Consider the following 23,493-nt stretch of genomic DNA (forward strand, 5'->3'; position numbering starts at 1 on the left):
GCTCCAAAAGGACAGCGGGCAGACGCGAAGCCTGTCCCTGCAGCAGAACTACATTTAATTTAAAAGCGCACACTGATGCAAAACAACAAATAAAAAGGAGAGTATAAATGAGCTTATTTGAAACATGGAGAGAAACCGCTTTTAAGCACGCAGATCAAGAGACGGAAGCAAATTTTTGGAAAGAATTTTGTAATACGGAGAAAGACATCTATGATAGGATTTTAGACAAACCTTATGATGCGGTAGAGGGTCAACTTAAGGAGCTTGCAGAAAGCTTTGAAACATCACATGTGTTTTTTATGGGATTTTTGGATGGCATCAATGACAGTTTAAAAACCTCTCTAACTTTAGAAAACCTGACAGAAGAGAGCAGGATTCGTCTAGAGATAGATCTGGAAAAATTGTATTATAACATGTTGGCAGCAAAAGCAGATTATCTATATACATTGCCGCAATGGGACCAAATTCTTAGCCCTGAAAGAAGAAAAGAAATCGAAAAAGAGCAGAAGCGCTCTAAAACCGTTGTAAAAGGGGAAAGCATCGGACGGAATGAGCCATGTACCTGCGGTAGCGGTAAAAAGTTTAAAAAATGCTGTGGCAAATAGCGAAACTCACCTAATGGTGAGTTTTTTGTTATTACGAAAAGTTAATCCTTTATCCACAAACAGTTTGAATAAAATTTATGTATAATTAAAATACATACAATTTTTAAAATTCTGATATATGGGGTGGGACCGTTGATTGACAAACTCATGAAAAATATGGAAACTGTAGTTGTAGGTAAGCAAGAAGCTATTGAAAAGATAGTTATAGCATTGTTATGCAGAGGACATATTCTCATAGAAGATGTTCCAGGAGTTGGGAAAACGACCCTTGCTCAAGCACTTGCCAGATCGATTGATTGTTCCTTCAGCAGGATTCAGTTTACACCGGATTTGATTCCCTCTGATTTGCTTGGTGTATCGATATACAATCAAAAGGAGGGCGTATTTCAGTTCATAAAGGGCCCCATACACAGCCAAATTATATTAGCAGATGAAATCAATCGAACATCCCCAAAAACACAATCCAGCCTATTAGAGGTGATGCAGGAACAACAGATTACTGTTGACGGCACTACCTATAAAATTTCAGATCCATTTATGGTCATTGCAACACAAAATCCTATTGAATATGAGGGGACCTTTCCACTGCCGGAAGCGCAGTTGGATAGATTTTTATTCAAAATCACCTTGGGATATCCCTCTTTACAGGAAGAGATAAAGGTTATTCAGCGAAAACAGGATCCGGAAAAATTTCATCAATTAGAGCCTGTAGTCTCACCGATAGAAATTAGCGCAGCACGGGAAGCTGTAGAGGGTATCTATGTGGATGGCAGCATAGAGGAATATATAGTTAAGCTTATACGTGCTACGAGAGAAGATGAGCATATCCTTCTGGGAGCAAGTCCAAGAGCGGCAGCTGGGCTTTATCATGCTGCAAAAGCCTATGCATACATAAAAAAGAGAAGCTATTTATTGCCTGACGATGTAAAAAATATTATTTATTCGGCCTTAACCCATCGATTAATTATGACCCCGGAAGCTAAATTCAAAGGATATAAAAGCATAGATGTTATTGAAAGTATTATAAAAAAGGTCAATGTGCCCTTGGTGAGAAGTTATGAATAAAAATAGAAGGAATTTTGCATTACTGTTTTTGCTTCTTATGCTGTGGGCTGTTTTTGCAGGGGGAAGACTGCCTTATTTTATTTTTACAGTTTTTATAACTATATTACTATTTAGTTATTATAGTGTTTATGGTTATACAAGACACATTAGCAGCTTTTTCTGGACCAATAAAAAAGCTTTTAGTGTAGGAGATGAAATAGAAATCGGATATAAGTTGAACAATACAGGAATACTGCCTATTGCTTATGTAGAGATAGAATTTAAGGGCGCAAATCAAGTGAGCAGTGGCAACATCCCTAGAGAACTTTGTTTTATCAAGCCCTTTCAAATCCTAAACATCAAAAAATCAATGATCTGTTGTCATCGAGGGTTTTATGACATTGGAAATTTGGTTCTTTATGTAAGGGATTTATTTCACATTTTTGAAAAAACTGTAGACTTTGATCATATTATGATGCTGGAAATCTATCCGCGTGTAGTAGAAGTCCAATCAATGAACTTTCCTGCTACAGAATACTTTGGTACTGTAGCTGTACCCCATCTAACCTATGAGGACTATACAAGCTTGGAGAGTTTACAGAAATATGTGCAGGGGGATAGTATTAAAAAAGTACACTGGAAGCTGTCTGCAAAAATGGATCAATTGTATGTAAAAAATTATGAACTTTCCGGTAATACAAGGGTACATATCTTTTTAGACGGTGAAAGAAACAGCTTTAGCGGAGATACAGGTAGAATGATTGAGGAAAAATTGGTGGAAACCGCAGCATCTGTTATTGCTTATGTGCTAAAAAAAGATCTTGCTACTGCACTTCATATTCAATGGCAGGAGCGAACCTATATAGAGGGTAGGGGGATTGAGAAGCTTCCATATTTCTTAAAAGAACTAATGCGATTTCAGCCAAATGGAAGAATAACCATAGAAGATTTTATTGGCACCGAGTGCCGAATGTTGTCTGAAGGATCTACTTTGATGATGATGATCGTTCAATTGACAGAAACCTTGGTATATAAACTGGTAAGATTAAAGGAGAAAAGACTTAAACTAATTGTGGTGCTGATCTCTAATCAGCTGTCAGAAGACATTGAAAAGAAAACAATCTTTTTAAAAAGAAACAGGATTGATGTAATACAGATAGGACTTCAGGAAGAACTACCGGGCAAACTGGAGGGATCTCTATGGACATCAGCAAAATAAGGTGCGTCAAATATTTAGCAGGATTTTTATTAAGCTGGAGTATTAACCTTTTAATTGTTCGATCGCTCCAATTTGATTTGCCTGCTGAATCTATATTCTTCTACCATGGGACTTTGTGGGCTGTAATATACTTATATAAAAAAAATAAACAGAAGACACAAATAATCCTCTTATCCGGAGGCATAATCATTTGGATGATTTTATATAAAAAGATTGTCCTATGGGAGATTGGATACGATTTTTTGAAATGGAGTCTTTTCTATATTTTAGGGAGTCCGTTGGAGATGCATATTAAATATGCTTCTTATCTAACACTGTTATTGTTTGGAACAGTGAATTATTTCGTTCTTACTTATATGCTATTTATAAAAAGAAAGTGGATCCGGCTGATACCGGGAATATACTTTATCCTTCAATGGTACCGATACGTTGATCAGGCTTTTATTTATATACAACTTTATTTATTTTCTCTGATGCTGCTGGAAATTATTGATAATTATGGGCAAAGTGGATTAGCAGAAAAGATTTATGGAAAGGAGGAACGAATTTTCTCGATTAGAGGTTGGCTGCTGTATAGTCTGTTCGTTTGTTTCAGTATCATAGGTTTAGCAAATCTAATTCCACTACAATATAAGGCGGTTCAAGTTCATGGATTAGCAGAAAAGATTTCTGAAAGCCTTCCATATATAATGGACTGGCGCAGTGAAGAAAATGAAATAGAAGAATTTATACTGGGGGAGAGCAAAAACTCGATATTTAAAGAACAATTGGGAGGACCGATTTTAAGGGATGAAAGCATTGTCATGTTGGTCAAGGCGGAGTACCCCTTATATCTTCGCGGAAATATCAAAGATATTTATACGGGCACAGGATGGAAGGGCAGCAGGCATGAGTATAAAGAAATAGGAGAGGATGGCATAATACCGAATCTGTTTCCCGATGATACCCCCTCTGTGAAGCAGAAAGTTGATATAGAACTAGTAGGTTCGAAAGCAAAAGTACTTTATGCTCCGTACCGACCCATTCAAGTATTACTGCCGTCAGGCAATGTTTACTACAATGAGGATTATGAATTATATCTCAGAGGTTCTCTATTTAGCAAAAGGATTCAGTCTTATACCATATATAGTGAGATTCCACGACTGCAAATAAAGGATCTAAAACTACAAATGCATCAATCCTCTAATGTGCCACAACACTATATGGCTATACCGGATGAACTTCCAATGCGTGTTAAAGAATTGGCAAAGAAATTAACTGCCACAGCAGAAGGCGACTACAATAAAATGAAAAATATAGAGGGTTATCTGAGAGAGAATCATGCTTATACATTGGATGGTGCAGTATTGCCTATAGGAAAGGATTTTGTCGATTATTTCCTGTTTGAAACAAAGAAAGGCTATTGCAGCTATTATGCCTCTGCCTTAGCTGTTTTAGGCAGGTGCATCGGAATTCCTACCCGATATGTGGAAGGTTTTGTACTACCTAAAGAAAGAAATGAAAAAGGAATTTATGAAGTGGCTGCCAGCAGTGCCCATGCATGGGTAGAAGCTTATATAGAAGGACAAGGATGGATAGCCTATGAGCCAACACCAGCATTTGCGACGGCAGAAGCATATCGGGAAAATGAAGCAAGACAGGCTGTATATGAAATCCAACTAAATGAAGTGGAACAAGGGATGGAAAATAATACGCCAAGACATTTAATAAATAAAAGAGAAGAAGATAAATATGTTCCTGTGAACGGAGCTGTTTCCATAGAGGCGAAAGCGTTTAAATACGGTAATAGGGGCTTGTTTATGCTGCTGATACTGTTGCTTTTAAGAATCAGCTATTGTGCTTATGATAATAAAAAAATGACCAATATGATTTCTGAGCAGTCAAAGGTGCTGCAGTATTATCGAAGAATTATAATGCTGTGCAGACATATCGATGACATATCTACACAGGGCTGCACACCAAGAGAAGTATTGGCGTTGCTTGGAAATACAATATGCCCCATGCTTTTAGAGCCAAAACTGATCGAGCGTGTTGAAAAAGGACTTTACTGTTTTGAAGGGGCGAGTGCAGAGGAGGAAGAGCAAATCCAAAAAGGGTATAGGGAACTCGAAGAAGCAGTTAAAAAGTACTTAGGCATTCCTAAATACTGGTTTCACAAATACTTAGCAGGGGATTTATACAAAAATCGAAATAAGAAAGCGTAGAAAACAGTTTTAAACTGCTTCTACGCTCTCTCTGCACTGAGGGCATTTTCCATAAAAATATAATTGCTGTTTAGAGATAGAATAATTAGTATATTGTAAAACCTTTTCTGTTAGGTCAGAAAAGATGTGTTCTTCGAGATCTTCTACCTTATGGCATTCCGTACAAATAATATGAGGATGAGGAGATACCGATGCGTCGTAGCGGAAGCTGTATTCTCCAACATTCAATTCTTGCACTAAATCAGCCCGCTTAAAGGCTTCCAAGGATTTATATACTGTGGCTAGACTCATGGTAGGATAGATTGGAGATAGCCTTTTATAAATAGTCTCAGCACTGGGATGCTCCTTCGAGTTCTTTAAAACATCATAGATCGCCAATCGCTGCGGTGTTACCTTCATTTCCAAACTTCTTAAGGTTTGAGTAAAATCTTTCAAAAAATCGCCCCCTGGTTTCATTGACTGCTATCTGTTGTTTTGATTATATATAATTGTTATTCGTTTGTCAATTAATGGGGAAAAATTGAGCTAAAAATTTCAAATATTTATAAAATATTGTTTAAAAAAATATCACAATCTTAAAAATTTGAAAGAATTTAATAATAATCATTATAATAATTTAAAAAGCTTTTTGATATACTTTAATCCTAGGTATTACAAGGACTTGAAACAAAAAAGAATATAGCGTATCATATATGTACATTGAAGTAAGATTGAATACATAGGGAAAGTGCAGGTGGACAAATTGGAAAAAGTTGCGTTGATTTCCTGCAGTACATATGAGATAGAATTTGTACGGAAAGCAATTCGTGATGCCTTTGTACAATTAGGCGGCGTGGAACAATATATACAGCCAGGAGATAAAGTACTGCTTAAGGCAAATTTGCTAATGAAAAAAAATCCTGAAGAAGCAGCCACAACGCATCCTGCAATTGTGCAGGCTTTAGCAGAAATATTGGTGCAGCATGGTGCAACTGTAATCATTGGAGATAGTCCAGGGGGCCCCTTTAGCGAAAAACATTTGAAGGGTGTTTATAAAGTTTGTGGTATGGAAGAAGCTGCTAAGGCAAGTGGTGCAGTTTTAAATTATGACATAAGTCATATAGAAGTAAAGGGCGAAAATCTAAAACTACTTAAAAATTTAACGGTTATCAATGTTTTGGAAGAAGTGGATAAAGTCATTTCAGTATCAAAATTAAAAACCCATGGAATGGCCTTATATACAGGAGCCGTAAAGAATATGTTTGGTGTGATTCCAGGATTGCTAAAGGCAGAGTATCATTTTAAAATGCCTGAAATTAAAGATTTCTCAGATGCATTGTTAGACATTTGTCAATATGCAAATCCGATTTTATCTTTTATGGATGGGATTGTAGGAATGGAAGGGGATGGCCCTTCCGCAGGGATTCCACGGGAGATTGGTGTAGTGCTGGCTTCGCCAAGTCCCTATCATTTAGATGTTGTAGGAGCCGCTTTAATTGGCTTAACACCTAGTGAAGTTCCTACGATTGCAAGATCTATAGAACGCAATATCTGCAGAGGGACCTTGGCAGATATTGAAATTTTGGGCACTTCTATAGAGGCTTTTATAAAGCGGGATTTCAAGGTGCCTAGTATAAGAAGCGTAAGCTTTCTCAAAGGGAAAATGCCTAAGCTTATTGAGAGACCTATTAACCGGCTATTGCAGCCAAAGCCTGTTTTTCTTCATGACCTGTGTATTGGATGCAGGGATTGTGAAGAGAGCTGTCCTCCCAAAATTATCAAGATGGAAAAGAATCGGCCTGTAGCAGATTTAAATCACTGCATACGCTGCTTCTGCTGCCAGGAGCTATGTCCAAAGAAGGCAGTACAAATACACCGACCATGGTTGTTAGATAAAATCGTCAAATGGTAAGAACAGAGATGATTGGCATGAAAAATTATAGAGCATATTTTGACTATTTTATTTGAATACTAAAGGCAGGGATTTAGCGTAAATCTCTGCCTTTATAGATTTATCAATAAATATCGAGGTGAAAATATGCGAGAGACGAGAAGAATAGAAAAGCCCATTGTGGCCATTACTAAAGGAAGCAAAGAGAAAGAATCCATTCAAGAAGCATTGGAAATGCTGCCGATGGATGAGTTGTTAAGAGAAGGAGATATTATCGCGATAACACCGAATTGGGTAAAAGCCAAGCCAGCTTATACCGGAACTGTAGTAGGTCCTGAAACCCTGCAGTCTCTTATAAGATATCTTAAAAAGAAAAAACCTGCGAAGATCTATATTGCTACAGGCTCGGGCGGTGATCCAACACCGAAAGTTATGGCTTTTGCAGGATATGACCGTGTCATTCAAGATGAGGAGGTAGTTTTTGTAGACCTCAATTATGGTCCCTATGTTGATTTATCGCTAGAGCATCCTCGGCCGAGTACGACAAAAATAAATCAATTATTAGAAGAAATTGATGTTTTAATTTCCTTTACACAGCTGAAACATCATGAAGAGGCAACCATGAGTGCAGGTATCAAAAATATAGCCCTAAGTTGGCCGCCGGCAGAGATTCATGGATTTCCGAAAAAATCTTTAGGAATCCATGAGGACTTACATGGTTTTATTACTGCCATTACAAAGAAGATTCCAATAGACATCACAATTGTAAGTGCTGATAAAACAATGATTGGAACAGGTCCCTCTGATGGAAAGGCAGTAGATACCCCCTCGTTGATCCTAGCAGGGACAGATCCGGTAGCAACAGATACCATCGCAGCACGTCTACTGGGGTTTTTACCGCAAGCAATCCATTATCTGTATAGTTTGTACCAGCAGGGATTTGGCGTTGCTGAACCCGAAAAAATGAATTTACGAGGTATATCATTAGAAGAAGCAGAAAGGATATTTAGTAAAGCAGCTTATCAGCAAGAAATTATATTAGATAAAAATGGAATTAAAAACATACATGGGAATCAGTGATTGTTTTATATTTTTAAATAAGACAATTAACGACAGTTTGCATGTACTTTGCAATTATTTATGATATAATAGCTTAATACATTATGTAGAGCAAAAATGACCAGCAAGGGGGATCTTGTATATGAAGGCGGAACTCATAAATCCTTTTATAAAGGCAAGTAAAGACATTTTGATGCAAATGGCAATGATTCCATGCGAGCTTGGCAAGATCTATTTAAAGGAATCACCTTTTATGGCGCAAAATGTCGCCATTTTGATCGGATTAACGGGAGGATTGAAAGGTCAAGCGATCATTAGCATGGATGAAGAGATTGCAAAAAAAGTTGCTTCAGGAATGATGGGTGGCATGCCGGTTGAAAGTTTTGATGAAATTGCCAAAAGTGCCATTTCAGAGCTCGGAAACATGATCATGGGGAATACAGCGACCTTGTTATATAATGAGGGCGTGTCAATTGATATAACACCACCTACGCTTTTGACAGGAGAAAATCTATCGGTGTCTAATGGCCATTTAAAAACCTTATGTATACCACTCGTCAGTAGTATGGGTGTTATTGAAATTGAAATTGCAGTAAAGGAGTAGAAATCATGGCATTGAATATTGTTTTGTTTCAACCCGAAATCCCGCCGAATACGGGAAATATTGCAAGAAGTTGTGCGGCTACGGGTACGAGGCTTCATTTGGTTAAGCCTCTTGGTTTTTCCATAGACGATAAGCATGTAAAACGTGCAGGATTAGATTATTGGGATCTGCTGGATCTAACAGTCTATGAGGATATGGAAGAGCTATTTCAAAAACATAGAGACGCTAAATTTTTCTTTGCGACAACAAAAGGAAAAAAGTTTTATACAGAGGTACAATTTGAGGATGAGTGTTTTATCATGTTTGGCAGGGAAACTGCAGGACTTCCGTCAGAAACTCTCAAAGCCCATGAGGAGCAGTGTATACGAATTCCTATGGTAGAAAATGAAAAGGCACGGTCATTAAATCTTTCAAACTCAGTGAATATTATTCTATATGAAGCCCTACGACAAAACGGATTTCAAAATCTCATCTAGAGCATGCAGATAATCTCTTTTTGATGCAAATGAGATTATGAATTTTATAATCTATGGAACTGTTTTATTATGCAGGTAGTACAGTTCAAAAAGGTCTTTCTTTGAAACGCTTAAGGAAAGGCTTTTTTATTTTGTATAAAATCTGGAGATACTGTAATTTAGAGGAGTATAATAACAAAATAAGATATAAAAAAGTAAAATTTGCATTAAAAAATTTAACATGCATTTAACAAAAAACGTAATAAATAGTGTATGATATACAAGGGAGAAAATGAAATAGACAAACTTGGAGGGAAATGATGAAAATTCTATTTGAATTACTAGGCGGTTTAGGGCTATTTCTCTACGGCATGACCATTATGGGTGACGGACTAGAAAAAACAGCCGGAGACAAAATGAAGAAAATCATTGAAGTATTGACAAATAACCGGATTATTGCGGTAATTGTCGGCGCATTAGTTACCATGATTATTCAGAGCAGCAGTGCTACCACGGTTATGGTGGTAGGATTTGTAAATGCAGGGATTATGACCTTAACGCAAGCTACGGGAATTATTATGGGAGCCAATATAGGTACAACGATTACAGCACAAATCGCTTCTTTAAATATCAGTGCTATTGCACCAATTGCTGTAGGAATTTCTGTGGCAATTTGGATGTTTTCCGATAATAAAAAGACGAAAAATGCTGCTGAAATTTTCATCGGCTTTGGAATCTTATTTATCGGTATGGATTTTATGAAAGAGGCTGTAAAGCCTTTAAGAGAATATGAAGGATTTACACATATGCTGCTAAGCTTTGGAAAGCCAACGATTATTGATTCCATATTGGCTGTACTGGCAGGTTTTGCCATTACCGCAATTGTACAGAGCAGCAGTGCCTCTACCGGACTTTTGATCGCTTTAGCCAGTGAAGGCTTACTGCCGATTGAAGCAGCAATGCCCATTGTTTTTGGAACGAATATTGGTACATGTGTTACGGCCATGCTATCTAGTATCGGGGCCAATCGAACAGCAAAACGAGCCGCATTTATACATTTCTTATTCAATATCATCGGAACGATTATATTTATGATCTTTTTCAGAGGAGTTACTATTAATTTAGTCAAGAGTATTTCACCGGACAGTGCAGCAAGACAGCTGGCTAATGCTCATACGCTGTTTAATATAACCAATACGCTATTGTTACTGCCCTTTGCAGGTTTATTAGTTCGTTTCGCCAATCGAGTAATTCCAAAGAAAGACTATGAAGATCACGAACTGAAGGGAATAAGATATCTGGACGACCGGATTCTTGAAACCCCATCCATTGCTATGGTTCAAGTAATTAAAGAAACACTGAACATGGGGGATATAGCCCTAGAAAGCTATCAGAAATCAATGGAAGCTTTTTTTAAGAAGGATGAAAAAATAGTACATGAGGTTTTTAAATTGGAAAAAATTGTTAACAGTATGGAGCGATCCATTGCCGAATACTTGGTTAAGCTTTCAAATACATCTCTTTCTGCAGAACAGCATGAAATGGTAGACGGGTTAATCAATACGATCAATGACATTGAGCGAGTGGGAGATCATAGTGACAACCTTGCAGAGCTAGCCATGTATACAATAGAGCATAATATAGAATTTTCAGAAAAGGCCATGCAGGAATTGAATCATATGCATGAACGGGTAGTAAAATCTTACAATCAGTCTATACTTGCTTTAAAGACTGGAGATATGAGGATTGCAAAAAAAGTTGCAGAAAGGGAAGGGGAAATTGACTTAATGGAAAAAACCCTAAGAGCCAATCACATTGCAAGACTAAATAGGCAATCCTGTTCAGCCGAGGCGGGCGTGATCTTTTTAGATATTATTAGTAATTTGGAAAGAATTGGAGATCATGCTTCCAATATTGCACTAGCTGTTTTAGATACTACAAAAAAATAAAACCATATTAAAGGAGGATTTCATTAATGAAATCCTCCTTTAATATGTTCTAAAAGCAAAAAGTTAATAAAATTAACACAAAATTAACAATAATATGAAAAAAATATCGTATGATATACAGGGTATGAATGAATAGAGGGGGTGGCCGTCTCAATTTGGTGCGGCAGCATTACGATAAATGATACAAAAAAATGTGTGGGGCTGTGATTAATTTAGAGGGGGACCTTGCATGAAAATTGTTTTTGGATTGATGGGTGGCTTAGGACTTTTTCTATATGGCATGAAAATCATGGGTGATGGTTTAGAAAAGGTAGCTGGAGACCGGTTGAAGCGTCTAATTGAAATATTGACCAACAACCGGGTAATGGGTGTGTTCGTTGGCACCATTGTAACAATGGTGATTCAAAGCAGCAGTGCTACTACCGTGATGGTAATTGGATTTGTGAATGCAGGCATCATGAGTCTAACACAGGCTGTTGGTGTAATCATGGGTGCCAATATTGGTACTACGATAACCGCTCAGCTGGTATCTTTTAAGTTAATAGATTATGCGCCGATTGCCGTTGCTATTGGAGTAGGAATTTGGTTATTCTCCAATAATAAACGTACAAAAAATATTGCAGAAGCTTTGATCGGTTTTGGTGTCTTGTTTATCGGTATGGAGATGATGTCCGATGCCATGAAGCCGCTGCGGGAATATGAAGGGTTTAAAGCTTTGTTGATGAGTTTTGGGGAGAATACGCTGTTAGATACACTGTTAGGCATTTTGGCTGGCTTTGGCCTGACTGCGATTATTCAAAGCAGCAGTGCTTCCATTGGCATTTTAATTGCACTTGCAAGCCAAGGTCTGCTGCCTATTGAAGCAGCATTGCCTATTTTATTTGGAGATAATATCGGTACTTGTGTTACTGCATTATTATCGAGTATAAGTGCCAATAAGACAGCAAAAAGAGCCGCCTTTATCCATCTGCTTTTTAATATTATAGGTACAGTTATTTTTGTGTTTATATTAAAGCAGCCGGTTCTGCATATAGTAACAAGCTTAACGCCTGGGGATGCTGCAAGACAGATTGCCAATGCCCATACATTGTTTAACATTACAAATATGATCATTCAGCTTCCTTTTGCCGGTATACTGGTATATGTTGCAAAAAAGCTAATTCCGGAGAAAACCGAAGAAAAAGAAATTCATGTGGGGGCCAAATATTTGGATGACAGGATTTTAGAGACGCCTTCTATAGCATTAGGACAGGCAATCAAAGAAGTTCTTCATATGGGGCGGTTAGCACAGGAATCCTATCAAAAATCAATGGAAGCTTTTTTCAAAATGGAAGAAAAGATCGCCCACGAAGTATTTAAACTGGAAAGTGGAATTAACCATTTAGAAAGAGATATTGCTGCCTATTTAATAAAACTATCTAACACTTCAGTCTCTGCATCGCAGCATGAAATTGTAGATGGTTTGTTTAATACGATCAATGATATTGAAAGAGTAGGGGATCATGCAGATAATTTGGCAGAACTAGCTGTTTATCGCATCGAAAATAAGCTTCAATTCAGTGATCAAGCGATCAAAGAACTGGTGATGATGCATGACCGCGTATTGAAATCTTATGATCAAGCAATCTTGGCACTGAAGACAGGTGACACAAATATTGCAAAGCGGGTTATTGAAAGAGAAGGGGAAATCGATCATATGGAAAAATCCCTCCGTGCCAGCCATATTGCGCGTTTGAATAAGCAACAATGCAGTGCCGGTGCAGGTGTGATCTTCCTGGATATAATCAGCAATCTGGAAAGAATCGGTGATCATGCAGCAAAGATTGCATTTGCAGTAATTGATGCAACAGAAAAGTATTAAAAAAGGCTTATTTCTCTCTTAAGGAGGGAGATAAGCCTTTTTACAGATGATTTGGAAAAAGAAAATAAGGTTGTAAAATAATGCCAATGATAATAAAATATAATTAGCGCCAACAAAACAAGAGGTGATAGAAATGATTCGAATTATAACAGACAGCGTTTCCGACATACCTGTAGAATTATGTGAAGAGCTAAATATTAAAGTGATGCCCTTGGTGGTGCATATTGGAGAACAGTATTATAAGGATGGCATAGACTTAACTCCAGAAGACTTCTTTCAACTAATGGCTGAAAATGAAAATCTTCCTACTACATCCCAGGTATCTCCTGGAGAATTCTTAAAGGCTTTTGACGAATTGACAAGTTCAGGGGATACTGTGATTGCAATTCTTATGTCCTCTGCATTAAGTGGTACATATAATTCAGCACTTACCGCAAAAGAAATGCTTAAAAATAGGGATATCGAAGTAATTGATTCCAAAGGGGTAACCTTGGGATATGGACTTTTAGTAATTGAAGCGGCTAGAATGGCAAAAGAAGGGCATCCTAAAGAAGATATTGTAAAGCGTATACAGTATATGATTGGAAAAATGGAATACAAATTTATTGTAGATACGCTCGACAATCTCTATAAGGGAGGGCGTCTTAGTGCGGTCGGGGCTATAGTAGGAAAAATTCTTAACATTAAACCGATCCTAAAGATGGAAGAAGGGAAATTGATCTTAGAAGATAAGGTAAGAGGCAGAAGAAGGGCGATAAAGTGGGTTATTGATTGGATTCAAAACAATGATATCGATATTCGTAATCAAACCATTGGGATCAATCATTCTAATGATGAGGAATATGCATTGGAGTTGATTGGAGAAATCGAAGAACATTTCGCGCCAAAGGAAATAATATTATCGCAAACCGGTTGTGTTGTAGGAACTCATGCAGGGCCAGGTGCAGTAGCAATCTATTTTTTGGATGAAAGACACTCTGATAAATAAGAGGAGGCAATAGGCATGAAACCGATTAAAATCATTACCGATAGTTTGTCGGACATACCCTTATCCCTTGTGAGGCAATATGAAATTTCTGTTATGCCCTTAACCATTCGTTTTGGAAGTCAAGAATATAAGGATAGAGAGGATATAACTACAGGGCAGTTTTTTGAAAAATTGAAGCAGTCCGAGCAATTGCCGAATACTTCTCAAGTTCCCCCCAACGAATTTATGAGAGAGATGGAGAAGGCATTAAAAGCCGGATATGAGGTTATTGTAATTAATGGGTCCTCGGGTGTAAGCGGAACGCATCAATCAGCCCTTATGGCGGCTAAGCAATTAGCTTCAACGCAAATTACTGTGATTGATACGTTGGCTTTGTCCTATTCTTGTGGAATGATTGTAGTAGAAGCTGCAAGAATGGCCAAGGAAGGCAAATCTAAAGAGGAAATATTGCATAGAATTGAAAATATGAAAAAGCGCGTAGATCATTTATTTTCCGTTGAAACCCTGGAATTTTTAAAAAGAGGCGGGCGACTTAGTGCAACGAAGGCGGCAATTGGAACAATCCTTAATGTAAAACCTATTTTAACGATCCAGGATGGTAAAGTAGAACCGCTAGATAAGGTGCGAGGCAGCAAAAAGATCATACCCCGTATGATTGAGCTCGCTAAAGAAAGAGGAATAGAAAGAGAATGCGAGCGAATGGGCATTGCCCATGGTATGAATTCGGAAGATTTCGAGGTTTTAAAGCAGGAAGTCATTAAAGAATTTGCGCCGCAAGAGTTGGTTTCAACAGAAATCGGCTGCACTATCGGTACTCATACAGGACCTGGGTTATTGGCTGTATTTTATTTAAGAGGAAATTAGAAAATTTTCATAAAACACAAATTCGATTATGGTTGTCAGAAAGGGGTATACAATTGAGTAGTAAAGTATATTTTATCAATTTACGTTCAATATCAAAATGCGCTAACCTGCAACTATGGAGAAGGAGAGGATAAGTTCCAAGGGCTCTATCAAGATGTTCATTCGGAGTATATTCTAGAGTATAGTGAAAAACTCGGTTTAGGAAAAAATCAGTATAAATTGATAGAGATAGAATAGTAAGAATTGAATAAATCATACAAAGCAAAGGGACATTACGAAAAATTCATCGTAAAAATGTGAGAAAAATGTTGTCAGGAATTTCACATTTATAATATAATGGTTATAGAAAGAAATTATGGTAATTTTAAAATACATATAGAATATCTATAGATCTGGTCGATGAATGCGGGAGAGAGTTCGTAATGAACCGCCGAAGGAAAAAGTGGTGCTGGCCTGCCTGTCACACCGCGAAATTCTCAGGCAAAGGGACCGTATTTTGACAGAACTCTGGAAAGCTTTTTAAAAAGCACCGAAGGGGCAATTCTAGTTTTTAGAAGAAACTCTCAGGTTATTATACAGAGGAGATATGGCAGAGGTTTCTTTGCCATGCTTCTCTGTTTTGTTTTGTGTAGAAGTATACATTCGATATATTTTTAAAAAACTAATCAATAAAACGTTTTCCTGAAAAGAACTTTATCTTGGGGTGAAGTAGTTGAAAAAAATACTGGTTACAAATAATTCATTGGTTCATGCAAATTATAAGGATAAATTGGACATAATTTATTCGAATAACTATACCTATCTAGATATATTAGGTATTGCAAGAGACAAAATCCATGAAGGACATCGATTGTTAACGCATCCATTATCTGGAAGTGTAAAACCTAATGAAACCCCTTATAAATCGGTTGCCATTAGCAATGATAAAGGAGAGCTGGACTTTGATTCACTCTCAATCATCGAGTCAAGTATAGAAACGGCAAAAAAGTTTATTGAGGGAAAAAACACACCGCGATGGACTGAAAAAATACTGCAGGATTTTGAACTGATAGACTATTATCTCATTAGAAGTGCAGTAGAAAGCATGGATCAATTTTCATAATGGTGTATTAACTTATTAATTTAAATGTAAGGAGGAATAGAAGTGGAGAATCTATATGATGTGGTCATAATTGGTTCAGGACCAGCCGGATTATCTGCAGGACTATATGCAGCGAGGGCGAAGATGAAGACTTTGATTTTGGAGAAAAACAAGGTAGGTGGTCAGATTTCAACTACCAATGAGGTGGCCAACTATCCGGGATCTATCCCAAATGCTACAGGCCCAAGTTTGACAGCTAGAATGGTAGAGCAGGTAGAAGAATTTGGCGCAGAAAGAAAAAAAGATACAATCAAATCTGTTGATTTTTCTGAAAAAATCAAAGTAATTAAGGGAGAACAAGGAGAATATCAAGCAAAAGCTGTAATTATAGCCGGCGGTGCAGAGCCAAAGCCGATTGGCTGTCCCGGTGAGATTGAACTTACTGGTAAAGGTGTATCCTACTGTGCAACTTGCGATGCAGATTTCTTTACAGATTTAGAAGTCTTCGTAGTAGGTGGAGGAGATTCAGCTGTTGAAGAAGCGATTTATCTAACAAAATTTGCAAGAAAAGTAACGATTGTTCACCGAAGAGATGAACTAAGAGCAGCAAAATCCATTCAAGAAAAAGCATTCAAAAATCCTAAAATAGATTTTCTCTGGAATACTACCATCACTGAAATCAAGGGAGATGGTGTAGTTGAATCAGTAGTGTTCAAAAACCTCGTAACCAATGAAGTGAATGAATACAATGCAAGTGAAGAGGATGGCACTTTTGGAATCTTTGTTTTCGTTGGATATAAGCCGCTAAGCGACTTATATCAAGGACAAATCACCCTAGATTCTGTAGGCTATATTCCTACCGATGATAATATGAAGACAAATATAGCCGGTGTATTTGCAGCTGGAGACATTCGTGTTAAATCATTGAGACAAGTAGTAACGGCTGTAGCTGACGGTGCTATTGCTGCTGTTCAAGCAGAAAAATATATCGAGCATAATTTTGAAGAATAGTCTATGGAAAACCAAATGTTTATTAAAGGAGGTGAAAACATGTTATCTGTAGATAAAGATACTTTTCAAGCTGAAGTTTTAGAAGCACAAGGCCTAGTACTTGTGGACTTTTGGAGTGACGGCTGTGAGCCTTGTATTGCTTTAATGCCTGATGTAGAAGGTTTGTCAGAAAAATATGAAGGCAAGATAAAATTTGTAAAGCTAAATACAACACAAGCAAGAAGATTAGCTATATCTCAAAAAGTTTTAGGACTTCCAACGATCTCACTTTATAAAGATGGACAAAAAATTGATGAAGTGACAAAAGAAGATGCAACAAAAGCTAATATTGAAGCAATGTTAGAGAGAAATATTGGTTAGTACGTAGCATGCACTGGCGTGTATAGCCGCGCCAGTTGTAGGCTATAAATATAAAGGGAGGTGAATTATGTGCGCCTTGAATTAGGAAAAATTAAGATTAAAGATGTTCAATTTGGTGACACAACGAAAGTAGAAAATGGAACACTCTATGTGAACAAGCAAGAGATCATCAATCTCATTATGGAAGATGAGCACATAAAGAGCGTAGATGTTGATCTTGCAAAACCGGGTGAAGAAACAAGAATTACACCGGTTAAGGACGTAATCGAACCAAGAGTTAAGGTAGAAGGACCAGGAGGAATTTTCCCAGGCGTGATTAATAAGGTTACAACTGTGGGAACAGGTCGCACACATGTACTAAGCGGTGCTGCAGTAGTTACTTGCGGCAAAATCGTAGGTTTCCAGGAAGGCATTATCGACATGACTGGACCAGGGGCGGAATACACGCCATTCTCAAAGACCTATAATGTTTGCTTAGTCATTGAACCGGTAGAAGGATTAAAGCAGCATGAGTATGAAGCGGCTGCACGAATGGCTGGATTAAAAGCTGCATCTTTCATCGGAAAAGCAGGATTAAACGTGCAACCGGATGAAGTAGAAGTGTTTGAAACCAAGACGTTGCTGGAAAGCATCGCTCAATACCCAAATCTGCCAAAGATTGGCTATGTATACATGCTCCAAACACAAGGACTTCTTCATGATACCTATGTTTATGGGGTAGATGCAAAGAAAATTGTGCCAACGATTCTTTATCCAACGGAGGTAATGGATGGGGCGATCTTAAGTGGAAATTGCGTTTCTGCCTGCGACAAAAACACAACTTACCATCATCAAAATAATCCAATCATCCATGATCTCTTTGAGAAACATGGCAAGGAATTAAACTTTGTGGGTGTAATCATCACAAATGAAAACGTTTACCTGGCAGATAAAGAAAGATCATCTAACTGGACTGCAAAACTTTGTAAGTTCCTAGGTCTAGATGGTGCGATCATTTCTCAGGAAGGTTTCGGAAATCCAGATACGGACCTGATCATGAACACTAGAAAGATAGAAAATGAAGGAATCAAAACGGTCATCGTTACCGATGAATATGCTGGTCGTGACGGTGCATCACAATCCCTTGCAGATGCAGATCCAAAGGCAGATGCAGTTGTAACCGGCGGAAATGCCAACGAGGTAATTGAATTGCCACCGATGAAAAAAATTATTGGTATGTTGGATTATACGGATAAAATTGCTGGCGGTTTTGATGGCAGCTTAAAGGAAGACGGCAGCATTGTTGCTGAGATTCAAGTAATTACAGGAGCTACCAATGAACTAGGATTCAATAAAATTTCTGCAACAAGCTTCTAAAAATAGAACAATAAAATAATGAGAGGATGGTATCCATGAGTATGTATGATGGTAAAAAGGTCATCATCATTGGCGACAGAGATGGCATACCGGGTCCTGCTATGGAAGAGTGCCTAAAGAACACAGGCGCAGAAGTTGTGTTTTCTGCAACGGAGTGCTTTGTCTGAACGGCTGCTGGCGCAATGGACCTGGAGAATCAAAATAGGGTTAAAAATTTGACGGAGAAGTATGGTGCTGAAAATATTATCGTACTTCTTGGTGCGGCGGAAGCGGAAGCTGCAGGCTTAGCTGCTGAAACCGTAACAAACGGAGACCCAACGTATGCAGGTTCATTGGCAGGAGTCCAGTTAGGACTCAGAGTATACCATGCAGTAGAACCGGAGTTTAAAGATAATGTAGACGCTGATGTATATGATGAACAAATCGGAATGATGGAAATGGTGTTAGATGTAGATTCTATCGTTGCTGAAATGACTTCAATCAGAGAGCAATTTACAAAATATTAAAAAGAACAATTCTGTAACGAAAAAACAATTTCCCATTGTAAAAATAAGAGAGGGGGGAAACTATGAGCAAAATTAGAGTTGTTCATTATATAAACCAGTTCTTTGCCGGAATCGGCGGAGAAGAAAAGGCAGATATTAAGCCAGAGGTACGGGACGGTGTAGTTGGGCCCGGAGCCGCATTAAAAGCAGCCTTTGGAGGCGAAGCTGAAATCGTGGCTACGGTTATTTGTGGAGATTCCTATTATAACGAAAACCTTGAAGATGCTAAGACAGAAATTCTAGAAATGGTAAAAAAATACAATCCTGATTTGTTCATTGCAGGACCGGCATTTAATGCAGGAAGATATGGTGTAGCTTGCGGTTCTATTTCTAAAATCGTTAAAGAGGAATTGAATATTCCGGTAGCTACAGCAATGTATATTGAAAATCCTGGTGCAGATATGTATAAAAAGGATTTATACATTGTAGAAACAGGAAACTCTGCTGCTGCAATGAGAACAGCTGCACCTGCCTTAGCAAAACTTGCTCTGAAGTTAGCTAAAGGAGAAGAAATTAAAGCACCAAATGTTGACGGTTATATTCCAAGAGGTGTTCGTAAGAACATTTTCACAGAAGATAGAGGTTCCAAAAGAGCAGTAGATATGATGATGAAAAAACTTAAGGGGCAGGAATTTATAACAGAGTATCCAATGCCGGATTTTGATAATGTAACGCCAAATCCAGCTGTAAAGGATATGGTTAAGGCTAAGATTGCACTTGTTACATCTGGTGGTATTGTTCCAAAAGGCAACCCAAATCATATTGAGTCCTCAAGTGCCTCAAAATATGGCAAGTATGATATTGCACAGTTTGGGGATCTTACAGAGGCATCTCATGAAACGGCTCATGGTGGATATGACCCAGTATATGCAAATGCAGATGCTGATAGAGTACTGCCAGTAGATGTACTTCGTGACTTGGAAAAAGAAGGTGTTATTGGAGAACTGCACAAATACTTCTATACAACCGTAGGAAACGGTACCTCTGTTGCAAACTCTAAACAATTTGCAGCTGAATTCTCCAAGGAACTGGTGGCAGATGGTGTGGATGCGGTTATCCTAACCTCCACCTGAGGTACTTGTACACGTTGCGGTGCAACAATGGTAAAAGAAATAGAAAGAGCAGGAATTCCTGTTGTGCATATCTGTACAGTAGTGCCGATTTCTCTAACAGTTGGGGCAAACAGAATTGTACCAGCTATTGCAATACCTCACCCACTTGGCAATCCAGCTTTAGAGCCAGCAGAGGAGAAAAAGCTAAGAAGAAAGATTGTTGAGAAGGCACTTAAGGCTTTAGAAACAGAAGTAGAAGGACAAACAGTATTCGAAAATTAATGATAGGCCAGCTGTTTCTGCAGCTGGCAGCTGCTAAGACTAGCAAATAAATGGGTGATACTTTCATCACCCATTTATTTAAAACATTCATTAAGATCTAATAGGATTATCAACACTTTTTATATGGTCTGCAGCTGCGAGCTGCAAGGATATGCTTACAGCAAAATAATCTTTTTATATTAAGCGGAGGTGAAGGCTATGAGTTATGCCGTTGTAAGGGGTGCTGGTTACGTTTTAGTGTATACCCCTGATATGATTCTTCATAATGGTACAACACAAACTACTGAAAGACTTGCCAATCCTGATTCAGAATATCTTAAGAAGGTGCCTGAGAATACAAGATCCTTTGAACAGGTAATCAATTATGCACCCAATCAGGTGTATATCGGAAACCTAACGCCGGAGGAGCTAAGAAGCTATGAAATGCCTTGGTATGATAGGGATGTAGCAAATGCAGACCGTTTCGGCAGGTTTGGCGAAATCATGCCCCAGGATGAATTCATTGGTATGATGAAGATGTCCGATGCATTTGATTTAGTAAAGCTGGACAAAGCTTTCATAACATCAGTGAAAGAGAAATTGGCGAAGCATCCATTGTTTACAGAAGCAGAATTAGCCGCCTTAAAAGAAGGGGAAGACCTTTCAGAGATTGAAAAGTTTATTCACGAGCAGCATGCAGAGGCGCTTTATCATGAAAACAAGCTAGTGGGCTGCGTAAAAAGAGCTCATGATATTGATTCTAACCTGAATGCCCATGTTCTCTTTGAAAATCTTGTAGTTAAAGCTTCCGGTGTTCTAGCTTTTAAACACTTAATTGAAAAGAATAATATTGATATTAAGGACATTGACTATGTCATCGAATGTTCAGAAGAGGCCTGCGGGGATATGAACCAAAGGGGCGGCGGAAACTTTGCAAAAGCCATTGCTGAAGTAGTCGGTGCAGCCAATGCTACAGGCTCTGATACAAGAGGTTTTTGTGCAGCACCAACCCATGCCCTGATTCAGGCGGCAGCCTTGGTACAATCCGGTGTATATAATAACGTAGTATTGGTAGCTGGCGGGGCTACAGCGAAGCTGGGGATGAACGGAAAAGACCATGTAAAGAAAGGTATGCCGATTCTAGAGGATACCTTAGGTGGTTTTGCTATCTTAGTCAGTAAGAATGATGGCGTGAACCCGGTACTTCGTACAGACCTTGTAGGAAGACATACCGTAGGAACCGGATCTTCACCACAGGCAGTGATTACCGCTCTAATTACTGCACCGCTGGACAAGGGTGGACTGAAGATTACAGATATTGATAAATATTCTGTAGAAATGCAAAATCCTGATGTTACAAAACCTGCCGGTGCAGGAGATGTACCGGAAGCGAACTATAAAATGATTGCAGCCCTAGGAGTAAAGCGAAATGAGTTAGATCGAAAAGACTTAGCCGGTTTCGTTGAAAAACACGGTATGCCAGGATGGGCACCAACACAGGGACATATTCCTTCAGGAGTACCTTACGTTGGCTTTGCCAGAGAAGATTTGACAGAAGGAAGCTTAAACAGAGCTATGATTGTAGGAAAAGGAAGCCTGTTCTTAGGACGCATGACCAACCAATTTGATGGCGTATCCATTGTAATGGAAAGAAATAATGGAAAAGTAGAGACAAAGGACGCTGCTGTATCCCAAGAGCAGGTTAAGAGCTTTATTGCAGAAGCAATGAGAGACTTTGCATCACATCTTTTAGGAGAATAGGAGTGATGACAATGACCGAAAACAAATCTGTAAAACAGATGATAGGAAAAGTATTTATAGATATCGCCGATGCCATTGAAACAGGGCAATTTGGTGCAAAAATAAAGGTCGGTCTTACTACCCTAGGCAGCGAGCATGGGGTAGATAACCTGGTAAAAGGTGCGGAGCTGGCAGCAAAAACAAGTACAGACTTTGACATTGTCCTCATTGGTCCAAAGGTAGATACCCCCTTAGAAATAGTAGAAGTCAATAACGAAGAAGAAATGCACAAAAAGATGGAAGAACTTTTAGACAGCGGCTATATCAAAGCCTGCGTTACCATGCACTACAACTTTCCGATTGGTGTATCCACCGTTGGAAAAGTAATTACACCGGGTATGGGCCGGGAAATGTTCTTAGCTACCACTACGGGCACCTCATCTGCCCATAGAGTAGAGGCCATGGTAAAAAATGCGATCTATGGTATCATTACTGCGAAAGCAATGGGGATTGAAAATCCAACAGTAGGAATTCTGAACTTAGATGGTGCAAGACAAACCGAGAAAGCATTAAAAGAACTAAACGCCAATGGATACCCCGTAAACTTCTCAGAATCCATGAGATCCGACGGTGGAGCAGTCATGAGAGGCAATGACCTGCTGGCAGGAACCGTAGACGTGATGGTAAGCGATACCCTAACCGGAAATATCATGATGAAAGTATTTTCTTCCTATACTACAGGGGGAAGCTATGAAGCCTTAGGCTATGGCTATGGACCTGGGGTAGGAGAAGATTACAAACGGGTAATCCTTATTCTATCCAGAGCCTCTGGCGTACCCGTGGTAGCCAATGCAATCAAATATGCAGCAGGACTGGCAAAAGGCGACCTGGTAGAAGTAGCAGCAAGAGAGTTTAAAAAGGCAAGGGAAGCAAAGCTGGATGAAATCCTAAAAGGGCTGTCCAAGGATACAAAAAAAGCTGCCCAGGAAGATGAAGGAGAGATCACAGCGCCACCAAAAGAAGTAGTTACTGGCTCAATTTCAGGAATTGACATCATGGATTTAGAAGATGCAGTAAAGGCGCTGTGGAAGGCTGGCATCTATGCAGAGAGCGGTATGGGATGCACAGGACCTATTGTTATGATTGCCGAAGACAAATTGCAAGAGGCGATGCGCGTCTTGGCTAAGGCTGGATTTGTAGCCCAAGAAGGCGGTATTTGCTAATGTATATAGGAAGCTCCAGCTTAGGCTGGAGATTTTCCTTTTTCTGGATATGAATATCTAAAATTAATTAGAAAAAAATAGAAGGATAGCAGGATTTTAACAAAAGAATATAGAATATTATAAGGCTAATGTCTAGGGGAAG

At 38.6% G+C, this 23,493-nt stretch carries 21 protein-coding genes and 1 riboswitch; of the genes, 20 read left to right on the forward strand and 1 reads right to left on the reverse strand.

What is annotated here, in order from left to right:
* Window positions 1-107 precede the first annotated feature (107 nt).
* From Gferi_RS24315 to Gferi_RS24330, 4 genes are all read left to right on the forward strand, one after another.
* Window positions 108-605, forward strand: coding sequence for an SEC-C metal-binding domain-containing protein (locus Gferi_RS24315; RefSeq protein WP_069980707.1), 498 nt, complete (start codon window positions 108-110; stop codon window positions 603-605).
* 132 nt (window positions 606-737) lie between these two features.
* Window positions 738-1,670 carry an AAA family ATPase gene (locus Gferi_RS24320; RefSeq protein WP_330389504.1) on the forward strand — a complete coding sequence of 311 codons (933 nt, stop codon included), beginning with the start codon at window positions 738-740 and terminating at the stop codon, window positions 1,668-1,670.
* Window positions 1,663-2,868 carry a DUF58 domain-containing protein gene (locus Gferi_RS24325; protein ID WP_069980708.1) on the forward strand — a complete coding sequence of 402 codons (1,206 nt, stop codon included), beginning with the start codon at window positions 1,663-1,665 and terminating at the stop codon, window positions 2,866-2,868. Before Gferi_RS24320 ends, Gferi_RS24325 begins: the two co-directional genes overlap by 8 nt.
* A gap of 284 nt (window positions 2,869-3,152) precedes the next feature.
* Window positions 3,153-5,072: a transglutaminase family protein gene (locus Gferi_RS24330; protein WP_169833031.1), complete on the forward strand. Its 1,920-nt coding sequence runs from the start codon at window positions 3,153-3,155 to the stop codon at window positions 5,070-5,072.
* A gap of 9 nt (window positions 5,073-5,081) precedes the next feature.
* Here the strand turns inward: Gferi_RS24330 and Gferi_RS24335 are convergent, their stop codons facing one another.
* Window positions 5,082-5,507, reverse strand: coding sequence for a transcriptional regulator PerR (locus tag Gferi_RS24335; protein WP_069980710.1), 426 nt, complete (start codon window positions 5,505-5,507; stop codon window positions 5,082-5,084).
* 298 nt (window positions 5,508-5,805) lie between these two features.
* Between Gferi_RS24335 and Gferi_RS24340 the strand changes: the two genes are divergently transcribed.
* The 16 genes from Gferi_RS24340 to grdD all read left to right on the forward strand — a co-directional run bounded on the left by Gferi_RS24340 (window position 5,806) and on the right by grdD (window position 23,351).
* Entirely contained in the window at window positions 5,806-6,963 is a 1,158-nt protein-coding gene (locus tag Gferi_RS24340; protein ID WP_236932653.1) for a DUF362 domain-containing protein, read from the forward strand.
* Window positions 6,964-7,089: 126 nt separating this feature from the next.
* On the forward strand, window positions 7,090-8,022 hold the full coding sequence (locus Gferi_RS24345) for a DUF362 domain-containing protein (protein WP_069980712.1): 933 nt from the start codon (window positions 7,090-7,092) through the stop codon (window positions 8,020-8,022).
* Between the two features lie 121 nt (window positions 8,023-8,143).
* Complete coding sequence (locus Gferi_RS24350) at window positions 8,144-8,605, forward strand: chemotaxis protein CheX (protein WP_069980713.1); 462 nt, start codon at window positions 8,144-8,146, stop codon at window positions 8,603-8,605.
* Window positions 8,606-8,610: 5 nt separating this feature from the next.
* Complete coding sequence (trmL, locus tag Gferi_RS24355; RefSeq protein WP_069980714.1) at window positions 8,611-9,081, forward strand: tRNA (uridine(34)/cytosine(34)/5-carboxymethylaminomethyluridine(34)-2'-O)-methyltransferase TrmL; 471 nt, start codon at window positions 8,611-8,613, stop codon at window positions 9,079-9,081.
* Between the two features lie 299 nt (window positions 9,082-9,380).
* Window positions 9,381-11,009: a Na/Pi cotransporter family protein gene (locus Gferi_RS24360; RefSeq protein WP_069980715.1), complete on the forward strand. Its 1,629-nt coding sequence runs from the start codon at window positions 9,381-9,383 to the stop codon at window positions 11,007-11,009.
* Between the two features lie 229 nt (window positions 11,010-11,238).
* Window positions 11,239-12,870, forward strand: a complete 1,632-nt coding sequence (locus tag Gferi_RS24365) for a Na/Pi cotransporter family protein (RefSeq protein ID WP_069980716.1) — start codon at window positions 11,239-11,241, stop codon at window positions 12,868-12,870.
* Window positions 12,871-13,003: 133 nt separating this feature from the next.
* Window positions 13,004-13,858 (forward strand): DegV family protein, encoded by an 855-nt coding sequence (locus tag Gferi_RS24370; RefSeq protein WP_069980717.1) that lies wholly within the window; start codon window positions 13,004-13,006, stop codon window positions 13,856-13,858.
* A 15-nt stretch (window positions 13,859-13,873) separates the two neighbouring features.
* A complete protein-coding gene (locus tag Gferi_RS24375) occupies window positions 13,874-14,722 on the forward strand; it encodes a DegV family protein (RefSeq protein ID WP_069980718.1) in 849 nt (282 codons plus the stop codon).
* Window positions 14,723-15,118: 396 nt separating this feature from the next.
* A riboswitch (glycine riboswitch) is annotated at window positions 15,119-15,224 on the forward strand.
* A 210-nt stretch (window positions 15,225-15,434) separates the two neighbouring features.
* Complete coding sequence (locus Gferi_RS24380) at window positions 15,435-15,824, forward strand: GrdX family protein (RefSeq protein WP_069980719.1); 390 nt, start codon at window positions 15,435-15,437, stop codon at window positions 15,822-15,824.
* Window positions 15,825-15,866: 42 nt separating this feature from the next.
* Complete coding sequence (gene trxB / locus Gferi_RS24385; protein WP_069980720.1) at window positions 15,867-16,814, forward strand: thioredoxin-disulfide reductase; 948 nt, start codon at window positions 15,867-15,869, stop codon at window positions 16,812-16,814.
* Between the two features lie 39 nt (window positions 16,815-16,853).
* Window positions 16,854-17,174, forward strand: a complete 321-nt coding sequence (trxA, locus tag Gferi_RS24390; RefSeq protein ID WP_069980721.1) for a thioredoxin TrxA — start codon at window positions 16,854-16,856, stop codon at window positions 17,172-17,174.
* Between the two features lie 69 nt (window positions 17,175-17,243).
* Window positions 17,244-18,530, forward strand: a complete 1,287-nt coding sequence (locus Gferi_RS24395) for a glycine/sarcosine/betaine reductase component B subunit (RefSeq protein WP_069980722.1) — start codon at window positions 17,244-17,246, stop codon at window positions 18,528-18,530.
* Between the two features lie 35 nt (window positions 18,531-18,565).
* Window positions 18,566-19,036, forward strand: coding sequence for a glycine/sarcosine/betaine reductase complex selenoprotein A (gene grdA, locus Gferi_RS24405; protein WP_083273749.1), 471 nt, complete (start codon window positions 18,566-18,568; stop codon window positions 19,034-19,036).
* Window positions 19,037-19,098: 62 nt separating this feature from the next.
* Complete coding sequence (gene grdB, locus Gferi_RS24410) at window positions 19,099-20,409, forward strand: glycine reductase complex selenoprotein B (RefSeq protein ID WP_083273750.1); 1,311 nt, start codon at window positions 19,099-19,101, stop codon at window positions 20,407-20,409.
* 198 nt (window positions 20,410-20,607) lie between these two features.
* On the forward strand, window positions 20,608-22,149 hold the full coding sequence (gene grdC, locus Gferi_RS24420; RefSeq protein WP_069980727.1) for a glycine/sarcosine/betaine reductase complex component C subunit beta: 1,542 nt from the start codon (window positions 20,608-20,610) through the stop codon (window positions 22,147-22,149).
* Between the two features lie 11 nt (window positions 22,150-22,160).
* Window positions 22,161-23,351, forward strand: a complete 1,191-nt coding sequence (gene grdD / locus Gferi_RS24425; protein ID WP_069980728.1) for a glycine/sarcosine/betaine reductase complex component C subunit alpha — start codon at window positions 22,161-22,163, stop codon at window positions 23,349-23,351.
* Window positions 23,352-23,493: the final 142 nt, after the last annotated feature.

It is taken from the genome of Geosporobacter ferrireducens (assembly GCF_001750685.1).
Classification (GTDB): domain Bacteria; phylum Bacillota; class Clostridia; order Peptostreptococcales; family Thermotaleaceae; genus Geosporobacter; species Geosporobacter ferrireducens.

Bases quoted from the DNA above. Each gene is read 5' to 3' on its own strand.
- Gferi_RS24365 (WP_069980716.1), top strand. From the start codon at position 11,239: ATGAAAATTGTTTTTGGATTGATGGGTGGCTTAGGACTTTTTCTATAT.
- trxA (WP_069980721.1), top strand. From the start codon at position 16,854: ATGTTATCTGTAGATAAAGATACTTTTCAAGCTGAAGTTTTAGAAGCA.
- grdD (WP_069980728.1), top strand. From the start codon at position 22,161: ATGACCGAAAACAAATCTGTAAAACAGATGATAGGAAAAGTATTTATA.
- Gferi_RS24315 (WP_069980707.1), top strand. From the start codon at position 108: ATGAGCTTATTTGAAACATGGAGAGAAACCGCTTTTAAGCACGCAGAT.
- grdC (WP_069980727.1), top strand. From the start codon at position 20,608: ATGAGTTATGCCGTTGTAAGGGGTGCTGGTTACGTTTTAGTGTATACC.
- Gferi_RS24330 (WP_169833031.1), top strand. From the start codon at position 3,153: ATGCATATTAAATATGCTTCTTATCTAACACTGTTATTGTTTGGAACA.
- Gferi_RS24350 (WP_069980713.1), top strand. From the start codon at position 8,144: ATGAAGGCGGAACTCATAAATCCTTTTATAAAGGCAAGTAAAGACATT.
- Gferi_RS24325 (WP_069980708.1), top strand. From the start codon at position 1,663: ATGAATAAAAATAGAAGGAATTTTGCATTACTGTTTTTGCTTCTTATG.
- trmL (WP_069980714.1), top strand. From the start codon at position 8,611: ATGGCATTGAATATTGTTTTGTTTCAACCCGAAATCCCGCCGAATACG.
- Gferi_RS24345 (WP_069980712.1), top strand. From the start codon at position 7,090: ATGCGAGAGACGAGAAGAATAGAAAAGCCCATTGTGGCCATTACTAAA.
- Gferi_RS24375 (WP_069980718.1), top strand. From the start codon at position 13,874: ATGAAACCGATTAAAATCATTACCGATAGTTTGTCGGACATACCCTTA.
- Gferi_RS24360 (WP_069980715.1), top strand. From the start codon at position 9,381: ATGAAAATTCTATTTGAATTACTAGGCGGTTTAGGGCTATTTCTCTAC.
- Gferi_RS24370 (WP_069980717.1), top strand. From the start codon at position 13,004: ATGATTCGAATTATAACAGACAGCGTTTCCGACATACCTGTAGAATTA.